This window comes from Sphingopyxis soli, assembly GCF_018682675.1.
GTDB lineage: Bacteria > Pseudomonadota > Alphaproteobacteria > Sphingomonadales > Sphingomonadaceae > Sphingopyxis > Sphingopyxis soli.
The window spans coordinates 1-10,121 of record NZ_JAFMTR010000055.1 but is presented as its reverse complement, the minus strand read 5'-3'; the positions used below and the strand labels follow the sequence as shown (position 1 = coordinate 10,121).

6 protein-coding genes are annotated in these 10,121 nt (G+C 65.5%); 3 read left to right on the top strand and 3 right to left on the bottom strand.

Features of this window, described 5'->3' with window-relative positions; translation table 11 throughout:
* The first annotated feature begins 554 nt into the window (after positions 1-554).
* The 3 genes from J1N50_RS08480 to J1N50_RS08470 all read left to right on the top strand — a co-directional run bounded on the left by J1N50_RS08480 (position 555) and on the right by J1N50_RS08470 (position 6,261).
* Entirely contained in the window at positions 555-2,879 is a 2,325-nt protein-coding gene (locus J1N50_RS08480) for a TonB-dependent receptor (protein ID WP_215352861.1), read from the top strand.
* A 170-nt stretch (positions 2,880-3,049) separates the two neighbouring features.
* Positions 3,050-5,059 (top strand): alpha-glucosidase, encoded by a 2,010-nt coding sequence (locus J1N50_RS08475; RefSeq protein WP_215352854.1) that lies wholly within the window; start codon positions 3,050-3,052, stop codon positions 5,057-5,059.
* Between the two features lie 35 nt (positions 5,060-5,094).
* Entirely contained in the window at positions 5,095-6,261 is a 1,167-nt protein-coding gene (locus J1N50_RS08470) for an iron-containing alcohol dehydrogenase (protein WP_215352852.1), read from the top strand.
* A 268-nt stretch (positions 6,262-6,529) separates the two neighbouring features.
* Here J1N50_RS08470 and J1N50_RS08465 read toward each other — a convergent pair whose 3' ends face one another.
* From J1N50_RS08465 to J1N50_RS08455, 3 genes are all read right to left on the bottom strand, one after another.
* Complete coding sequence (locus J1N50_RS08465; protein ID WP_215352850.1) at positions 6,530-7,597, bottom strand: LLM class flavin-dependent oxidoreductase; 1,068 nt, start codon at positions 7,595-7,597, stop codon at positions 6,530-6,532.
* Positions 7,594-8,496: an aldo/keto reductase gene (locus J1N50_RS08460; RefSeq protein WP_425516934.1), complete on the bottom strand. Its 903-nt coding sequence runs from the start codon at positions 8,494-8,496 to the stop codon at positions 7,594-7,596. Before J1N50_RS08460 ends, J1N50_RS08465 begins: the two co-directional genes overlap by 4 nt.
* A gap of 202 nt (positions 8,497-8,698) precedes the next feature.
* Positions 8,699-9,949, bottom strand: a complete 1,251-nt coding sequence (locus J1N50_RS08455; protein WP_246553255.1) for an MFS transporter — start codon at positions 9,947-9,949, stop codon at positions 8,699-8,701.
* Between the last annotated feature and the right edge of the window lie 172 nt (positions 9,950-10,121).

Genomic DNA, 10,121 nt, shown 5'->3' with positions numbered 1-10,121 from the left:
CTTGATCCGGGGTCCATTCGCGCAGCGCTGGAAAAATGGATTCCGGATCGAGTCCGGAATGACAAAGGTCTGAAAACGGCCGAAGCACGACATTTATAGCATCGCCGCAGCCAGCATGACGAGAATTGAAAGGCTGGAATCCAACCCAGACCGGTCGGGCGCCCTTCGTTCAGGTCATAGCATTTGGACATAATATACCGACATTTCTCGATTGGACTGCAATGATATTGGCGCGCATCCCTGTGCAGGCTGACGGGCGCTGCGCCCGTCGGTCGATTCGCGGGCGTGGGCGATACCCAGACCGCGGCTTGCAAGTCGAAGCGGGCGAACGATCCGCGATGACATGGGGAGACGTCGATGCCTTATGCAGGGTGGGAAGCAGAACGCGATCGCGTCGCGCGCCGCCCCGTCGTGCCGGTCATGGCATCTGCGCATGGCATCGCGACATTTCCCCGTTTGACCACAGACATAATTGCGCGCATGGGGCGCCCATTATTATCAATCAAATCGGTTGAGATTATGATTCAGCAGCGCATCCAAGGGAGGATTTGAGGATGATTTCGTCGAACGCCAAAGCGTATCTTGCGGTCACATCGGCACTGGGACTGGCGCTGGCCGCCGCCCCGGCCCACGCCCAGGCCCAGGCCGTTCCGGCCGAAGCCGATGCGCCGTTCGCCAGCAACGACATCATCGTCACCGCGCAGAAGCGCGAGCAGAATCTGCAGGATGTGCCGGTCGCCATCTCGGTCGTCTCGGGCGACATGCTGGAGCGCGCGAACGTCAATTCCGCCGAGCAGCTGTTCCAGCGCGTCCCCACGCTGACCTTCCGCAAGGGCAACACCAACAAGGATTCGGCGCTGTCGATCCGCGGCGTCGGCACGATCAGTTTCTCGTCGGGGGTCGAACCGTCGGTGTCGACCGTGATCGACGGCGTCGTCTATGCGCGCACCGGCCAGCAGACGTCAGACTTCCTCGACGTCGAGCGCATCGAAGTGCTGCGCGGGCCGCAGGGGAGCCTGTTCGGCAAGAATGCCAGCGCGGGCGTGATCAACATCGTCACGCGCGAACCCGGCGACGCGCTGGGCGGCTATGTCGACGCCGCCTGGTACGAGGGCAATGAATATCGCATCCGCGGCAGCGTCGGCGGCGCGCTTTCAAACAGCGTCAAGGCGTCGCTCACCGGCTTCTGGTCGCAGTACGACGGCAACGGCCGCAACGTGTTCAACGGCCACAAGGTAAACGGGTACGAGCATTGGGGCGTGCGCGGGAAGCTGATCGCCGAGCCGACCGACGCGCTCAAGATCACGCTGATCGCCGATTATTCGAAGAACAGCGACAACGGCTATGCCGACAGCATCGGCACCGTTTTTCCTTCGGCCTTCAACAATGCGGTGTTCATCCCGAGCCTCGCGCCGCTGGTGCTGAACGGCAAGAACAAGGACATCGACAACGACCTCGACCCGTATACCAAGGACAAGAACAGCGGTGTTTCGGGGCAGTTCGACCTCGACCTTGGCGGCGCGACGCTGACCTCGATCACCGCCTATCGCCACTGGTACAACTTCCAGCAGCGCGACGGCGATTTCCGGTCGGACGCGCCGAAATATGTCAACACCGGCACCGCATCGGGCGACGTGCGCTCGCACGACCGCGGCGACCTGAAATTCGACCAGTTCACGCAGGAGCTGCGCATCGCCTCGTCAAATCCGCAATTCTTCGAATATGTTGCGGGGCTCTATTATTACCACACGAAGGAAGTCGATTTCTTCAACCGCACGGTCACAGCGTGCACCGCATCGACGCTGCCGACCGTCGGCGGGCTGACGCCGTGCGCGCAGGGGTCGTCGACCTATACCACCAACGAGGGCAATGCCGATTTCACGACCAAGCTGACCAGTTATTCGGCGTTCGGCCAAGGCACGCTCAATTTCACCGATGCGTTCCGCGGCATATTGGGCCTGCGCTATACCGAGGACAAGGTGTCCTATGACTTCGCGCGCCGCTCGACCTCGCCGACCGCCTTCCCCGGGGTCAATCCGGCGTTCGCCGCATCGGGATCGATCAAGGATCACGGCTGGTCGGGCAATGCCGGGCTGCAATATGACGTGACCGACGATGTCATGGCCTATGGCATGTACACGCGCGGCTACAAGGGGCCAGCGCTGAATGTCTTCTTCAACATGCAGGCGCGCGACACCGGCCGCATCGACCCCGAAAAGTCGAACGCCTATGAAGCGGGCCTGAAGACGCGGCTGTTCGACCGCCGCCTGACGCTGAACCTTGCCGCCTTCTATGCCAAGTATAACAATTATCAGGCGAATTTCCTCGACATCGTCGCCGGGCAGGTCGTCACGCGCCTGACCAACGCGGGCTCGGTGTCGACGCGCGGCGTCGAGCTGGATTTCAACGCGGCGATTACCGACGATTTCTCGCTGTCGGGCGGGTTCAATTACACCGACGCGCACATCAACAGGTTCATCTGTCCGACCGGCGCGGCGGTGACCTGCGCCGACGCGATCAACGGCAAGCCGCTGCCCTTTGCGCCCAAATACAAGGGCACGGTGACGATGGACTGGCGCCTGCCGCTGAACCTCGACGGGTTCAACGTCGATCTGAACAGCTCGCTCGTCTATCAGAGCAAGACCAATTTCGACATCAACCAGAACCCCAACGCCTTCCAGAGCGCCTATGCAATCTGGGATGGAGGCATCCGCGTGAGCACGGCGGACGACAAGTACAGCCTGTCGTTCATCGTCAAGAATATCACCGACAAGCAGTTCGTGATCCAGCGCATCCCGAACGGCACCAGCTTCATGCGCCAGATCACCCCGCGCGACGCCGAACGGTATTTCGGGGTGACCGGGCGGGTGAATTTCTGACGACCCTCGATCCTCCCTGCGGCGCAGCCGTAGGGAGGTGGCAGTCGCGTAGCGACTGACGGAGGGGCCGTGACGTCGCCGCCCCTCCACCACCGCCTGCGGCGGCGGTCCCCCTCCCCATCGCTTCGCGACGGGGAGGATTGTATGACGAATGCGAAAGGATTCCCCCCATGGCGCTCGAAGCGCTCGACACCGGTTTTGCAATCCGCCTCGGCGGGCGGGCGATCCTGGCGCACGGCGAAGGCGCGCCCTGTTTCGCGGTCGGGCGCGGGGTGCCGCATGTGCAGGCCAGGCTCGGGCATTTCGACGTGAGCCAGGAGGTGATCGAGCGGATCGCGCTGCGCCATGTCGAGGTCGATGGCGATAGGGTGCGCTTCGCCGAGGCGGCGGGGTCGCCGTGGCTGCTGGAGGCGACGGTGTCGGTCGATGGCGACGATGCCGCGATCGCGCTGACGGCGCTCGATCCGGCGCTCAACCGGCTGTGGCTGCGCGTTCCGGCCGAGGCGGGCGAGCATGTGTGGGGCGGCGGCGAGCAATTCTCCTATTTCGACCTGCGCGGGCGACATTTCCCGCTCTGGTCGAGCGAGCCCGGCGTCGGGCGCGATCCGTCGTCGGCGCTGTTCCGGCAAGTCGAGGCGCATCGCAAGGGCGGCGGCGGCAGCTATGCGCACACCAATTATCCGCAGCCGACGTTCGTGAGCTCGCGGCGCTATGCGCTGCATGTCGACAGCTTCGCCTATGCCGCGTTCGATTTCCGTGAGCGGGATTATCACGAGGTCGAGGTGTGGGAGATTCCCGCGCGGATCGAGCTCTGGGCGAGGCCGCATTTTACCGCGCTGGTATCGGCCTTGTCCGCGCGGTTCGGGCGCCAGCCGCCGCTGCCCGAATGGCTGCTGAAGGGCGCCGTCATCGGGCTGAAGGACGGCGACAACAGCTTTGCGCGGCTCAAGGCCTTTGAGGAGGCCGGGGTCGCGGTGTCGGGGCTGTGGTGCGAGGATTGGGTGGGGCTGCGCATCACCAGCTTCGGCAACCGGCTGTTCTGGGACTGGCAGTGGAATGCCGAGCGCTATCCCGATCTGCCGGCGCGGATTGCGGAGCTGCGCGAACGCGGCATTCGCTTCCTCGGTTATGTGAACCCCTATCTGGCGGTCGACGGGCCGCTCTATGCCGAGGCGGCGGCTCGGGGCTATATGGTGATGCGGCCCGACAGGGACGAGCCCTATGTCATCGACTTCGGCGAGTTCGATTGCGGGCATGTCGATTTCACCAACCCCGATGCCGCCGCATGGTTCGCCGACACGATCGTCGGCGAGAAGATGATCGATTTCGGGCTGTCGGGTTGGATGGCCGATTTCGGCGAATATCTCCCCGTCGATGTGCGGCTGGCGAATGGCGAGAGCGGGATGACCGCGCATAATCGCTGGCCGGCCTTGTGGGGCGAGGTCAATGCCAAGGGGATCGCCGGACGCGGGCAGACCGGCGAGATGATGGTGTTCATGCGATCGGGCGCGGCGGGCGTCCAGGGCCATTGCCCGATGCTGTGGGCGGGCGACCAGGCGGTCGATTTTTCCCGCCACGACGGGATCGGCACGGTGATCTGCGCCGCGCTGTCGGCGGGGATGCTCGGCAACGCGCACCATCACAGCGACTGCGGCGGCTACACCAGCCTGTTCGACACCACGCGCGATGCCGAACTCGCGATGCGCTGGGCCGAGATGGCGGCCTTCACCTCGATGATCCGCACGCACGAAGGCAACCGGCCGCGGCAGAACGTCCAGTACGACGACGATCCCGAGCTGCTCGCGCATTTTGCCAGGATGACGCGGATTTACGCGCATCTGGCGCCCTATCTGCGACGGCTTTCCAATGAGGCTTCGCAGACGGGGCTGCCCGTGCAGCGGCCGCTGTTCCTGCATTTCGAGGACGACCCCGAAACCTATGCGATCCAGACGAGCTTTCTGCTCGGGCCGGATCTGCTCGTTGCGCCGGTGATTGCGGCGGGGAAGCGCGAGTGGACGACCTATCTGCCCGCCGGGACCAACTGGGTGCATCTGTGGTCGGGTCAGACTTTCACGGGCGGCGGCGACGTGACCGTCGCGGCGCCGTTCGGACAACCGCCGGTCTTCTACCGCGCGGGATCGGCCGACGCGGCCCTGTTCGACGGGATTGTCGCCGCCTGAATCGCCGCTTAGGGTTGCGGCGAGGAGATCGCCCGTTGAGTATCGCCAGCATCGCCCTGCCCCGCATCCTGCGCATCGGCGGCGGGGCGTCGAAACAATTGCCCGAGGTGCTGGCGTCGCTGGGATTGGCGCGGCCGCTGATCGTGACCGACGGCTATCTGGTGAGCAGCGGGCGCGTCGCCGAGCTGGTCGACGGGCTGGCGGCGGCGGGGATCGCGGCGCGGGTGTTCGCCGAGACGGTGCCCGACCCGACAGTGGCGTCGGTCGATGCGGGGGTCGCCTATCTGCGGGACGGCGATCATGATTGCGTCGTCGGTTTCGGCGGCGGCAGCCCGCTCGACAGCGCGAAGGCGATTGCCTTGCTAGGCCGGTTCGGCGGCGCGATGGCCGATTACAAGGCGCCGCATGTGCAGGACGCGCCGGGGCTGCCGGTGATCGCGATCCCGACGACGGCGGGCACGGGGTCGGAGGCGACGCGCTTCACGATCATCACCGACGAGGCGACCGACGAGAAGATGCTGTGCCCGGGGCTGGCCTATCTGCCCGTCGCGGCGCTCGTCGATTATGAGCTGACGTTTACGAAGCCCAAAAGGCTGACCGCCGACACCGGCATCGACTCGCTGGTCCATGCGATCGAGGCCTATGTGTCGAAGCGCGCGAACCCGTTCAGCGACGGCATGGCGCTGCTCGCGATGCGCGCGATTGCGCCGAATTTGCGGCGGGTGTGCAGCGACCCGATGGATGCCGCGGCGCGCGAGGCGATGATGCTGGGCGCGACGCAGGCGGGGATCGCCTTTTCGAACAGCTCGGTCGCGCTGGTCCACGGGATGAGCCGGCCGATCGGCGCGCATTTCCATGTCCCGCACGGGCTGTCGAACGCGATGCTGCTGCCCGCCGTGACGGCGTGGTCGGCGCCTGCGGCGCTGCATCGCTATGGCGACTGTGCACGCGCGATGGGGGTGGCGGACGAGGCCGAGGGCGATCAGGCGGCGGTGGCGCGGCTGCTCGATGAACTCGCGGCGCTCAACCGCGAGCTCGAGGTGCCGGGACCGGCGGCGTGGGGGATCGACGCGGCGCGCTGGGACGCACTGGTCCCGACGATGTGCGCGCAGGCGGCGGCGTCGGGATCGCCCGCGAACAATCCGCGGGTGCCGGATAGCGAGGAGATGGCGATGCTCTATGCGCAGGTTTGGGCTGGTTAAAACCTTTTGTTCATCGACAGGCAAGGCGAACGCTGCTTAGGCGCGCTCGCCCCGTCTCCCTCTCTCCTACGTCTCATCGAGGAGGCGGGGCATCCCTCTATCGGTGTCCCCGCGAAGGAGCATCGGGTCGGATCGTCCCCCGGACGATCCTTGACCATGCGGGGCATGGTCAACCCGATACTGATCTATCTTCCGCCGGATCCATCTTGCGCCGACCGGAGATGGGCCCCCGCCTTCGCGGGGGCACGCAGTTTTCAATTCGGCCAGGTCAGACCTCCAACGGTCCGTGCGCCATCTTCGGCAGCACGTGGCGTGCGAAGAGGTCTGCTTCGGCGGCGTGGGGATAGCCTGACAAAATGAACGCCTCGATGCCCATGTCCTGATAGCGGTTCAATTTCGCAAGCACCTGGTCGGGGTCGCCGACGATCGCGGCGCCGCAGCCCGAGCGGGCGCGGCCGACGCCGGTCCAGAGATTATCCTCGACATAGCCGTCGTCGGAGGCGGCTTCGCGCAAGGCGACCTGCGCGTTGACGCCGAACGACTGCGAATCGAGCGACTTGGCCTTGATCTCGGCGCCCTTTGCGGCGTCGAGTTTCGAGAGCAGGCGGTCGGCGGCGGCGCGCGCTTCGCTTTCGGTGTCGCGCACGATCATGTGGGCGCGGTAACCGAATTTGAGGGTGCGGCCGTAGGCGGCGGCGCGCGCGGTCATGTCGGCGATGATGGCCTTCACCACCTCCTCGCGGTCGGGCCACATCAGGAAGACGTCGCAGCCCTTCGCGGCGGCGTCGCGCGCGGCCGGAGACAGGCCACCGAAATAGAGCGGCGGCGCCTTGCCCGACACGGTGCCGACGCGCGGCGGTTCGAGTTGCAGCTTCCAGAACTCGCCGTCATGGTCGAGCGCTTCGCCATTGAGCAGGGTCTTCAATATGTGCATCGCCTCGACCGTGCGGCGGTAGCGCGGTTCGGAGTCCATCGTCTCGCCCGGCATGTCCGACGAAATGATGTTGACGGTCAGGCGGCCGCCGAGGATCTGGTCGATCGTCGCGATCTGGCGCGCGAGCTGCGGCGGCCAGCTTTCGCCGATGCGCACCGCCATGAGCAGGCGGATGTTCTTGACCATCGTCGCGATCGCGGCGGCGAAAGCGGTGGTGTCGATGCCGAGCGCATAGCCCGAGGGGAGCAGGATATTATCGAAGCCCAAGGTATCGGCCTGCATCACGATGTCGCGGCAATGTTCCCAGCTCGACTTGAGCATCGGGTCGGGAACGCCCAGAAATTCATAGTCGTCGTCGCAGAGCGCCGAAAACCAGCTGACTTCGCAACTGCGGTCGGTCATGGCAGAGTCTCCCCCATCGATGTTTGCAGCACCGCGTACCATTCGGCGCGCGTCCAGCGCGGGGCGAAGGCCTGCGGAATTTCCCCGATCCGGTCGACATTCTGGGTGCCGACGATCGGGATCGGGCGCGCGGGATGCGCCATCACCCAGCTGTAGGTCGCGGCGGCGCGCGACACGCCATATTCGGCCGCCTTCGCGTCGAGCAGTGCGGCGACTGCGCGCGTGCGCTCGTCGGCCGGATCGCCGAGCCGGCCGCCACCGAGCGGCGACCAGGCAAGGAAGCTCATGCCCTCGGCCATCGACTGGTCGAAGATGCCGTCGAAAAGCGGGTTCAGGTGGAGCGGCGAAAATTCGCTCTGATGGCTGACCAGCGGCACGGGGAGGAATTTGGCGAGCGCCGCGGTTTGCGAAGGCGTGAAGTTCGAGACGCCGATCGCGCCGATCTTGCCCGCGCGGTGCGCCTCCTCGAGCGTCCGCGCGATTTCCTGCGGGTGGGTGAGCAGATCGGGACGGTGGATCTGCCACAGCTCGACATGGTCGGTGCGCAGGCGTTTCAGCGAGATGTCGATCGCCGAGGTGAGGTAGGCGGCGCTGCTGTCGTAGGGCACGCCGAGGATGATCCCGCCCTTGGTCGCGAGGACCATCTTGTCGCGGAGGCCCGGGGCTTCGGCGAACACCTCGCCGAGCAAGGCCTCGGCCGAACCGAAACCGCCCGGCGTGTCGCAGCCGTAGATGTCGGCGGTGTCGAACAGGGTGACGCCGGCCTCGAACGCGGCGTCGATGCGCGCGCGTGCGGTCGAAACATCGACGCCGGCGAAGCGCCACATGCCCCAGGCGATGGGCGAAACCCGATGACCGGCGAGGGTCACAGGGACGGGAGCGGGAAGATAATCTGACATCGCTGTCATATACTCCAAAATTCACTGGCTGAAAAGCGGTTTGCGGCAATCGGGACGGGAACGATGAAACTTCCCTTCTTTCTTCTTCGTGCCTTTGCGCCTTTGCGCGAAACAATGAAAATCTCACGCAAAGGCGCAAAGGCACGAAGAAGGTATGAAAAAGCGGGATTCCCGCCTTCGCGGGAATGACGAGGGTGGGGTCTCAATGCGCCAGCACCTGCACCTCTTCGCCCTCCTCCTCGTCGACCGCGACGATGCGCGGCAGGATGAGGTGGATGGCGGCGAGCGCGACGAGATAGGTGACGGCGCAGACGAGCATCATCGGCAGATAGCCGCGCCCCGTGTCGAGCGACCAGCCCGCGAATTCGATCATCGCCATGCCCGAGAGGTTACCCGCGAAGGCGCCGATCCCGATCGCCGAACCGACGATCCGCGCCGGAAAGACGTCGGTGGTGAGGCCGAAGAGATTGGTCGAGAAGCCCTGATGCGCGAAGAGCGCAAGGCCGAGGATCATCGCGGCGACCCACGCGCTGTCGACGCCGACGAGCAAGGGCACCGGCAGGATGAGCAGCGCGTAGATCAGCATCGTCGTCTTGCGCGCGGCGTTCACGCCCCAGCCGCGGCGGCCCATCAGATGCGACGGCAGATAGCCGCCGGTGATGCCGCCGAGCGCGGCCATGAAATAGACGAAGGCGACGGGCAGTCCGAGCGTGCCCTGCGTCAGGCCGAAGACGCGGTGAAACAGGTCGGGCATGAAGAAGAGCAGGAACCACCAGACCTGATCGGTGAGCGCTTTCCCCAGGATCACCGCCCATTGGCGGCGATCGCGCAGCAGGCTGGCCCAGGCGATCTTCGGCGCGGCGGCGTCGCGCGCGGCGTTCGGCTGTTCGGGGATGCGCACCATCAGCCAGACGACGACCCAGACGAGGCCGAGCCCGCCCGCGATCAGGAAGGTCGCCCGCCAGCCCCACATCATCGCCATCAGGGGGATGAGCAAGGGCGTGAGGATCGCGCCGACATTGGGGGCGATGCCGCCGAGGCCGAGGACGAAGCTGCGCTCCTTCGCGTTGAAATAGGTGGCGGCGGTCTTCACCGCGGCGGGGGTGCCGATCGATTCGGCGGCGCCGAGCACGGCGCGCGAGGTGACGAAGCCCGCGACGGTCGAAGCGAAGGCGTGCGCCATGCCGGCGAGGCTCCACACGCCGACCCCGATCGCGAAGCCGCGGCGCAGGCCGACCTTGTCGATGAACCAGCCGGTGCCCAGAAAGGCGAGCGCGGCCGCGAACTGGAAGGCCGAGGCCATGTGGCTGTAATCGCGGTCGGTCCAGTCGAATTCGGCCTGCAAGGTCGGCTTGAGCAGCGCGAGGATCTGGCGGTCGACATAGTTGAGGACGATCGCGACGAAGACGAGCCCCACCACCAGCCAGCGGCGTCTATCCGCGATTTGCGCCAAGATCGTCTCTCCCCGAATCTGTTTGGCTGATGAGATAACGTTGTCATAGCGGGATTGATAGCCGGTTTTTTCGATGGTGGCGGGAATGGGGTGGGGAGTGGACGATATGGTCCTCCCCATCGACTTGCGATGGGGAGGTGGCAGCCCGAAGGGCTGACGGAGGGGCCGAGCG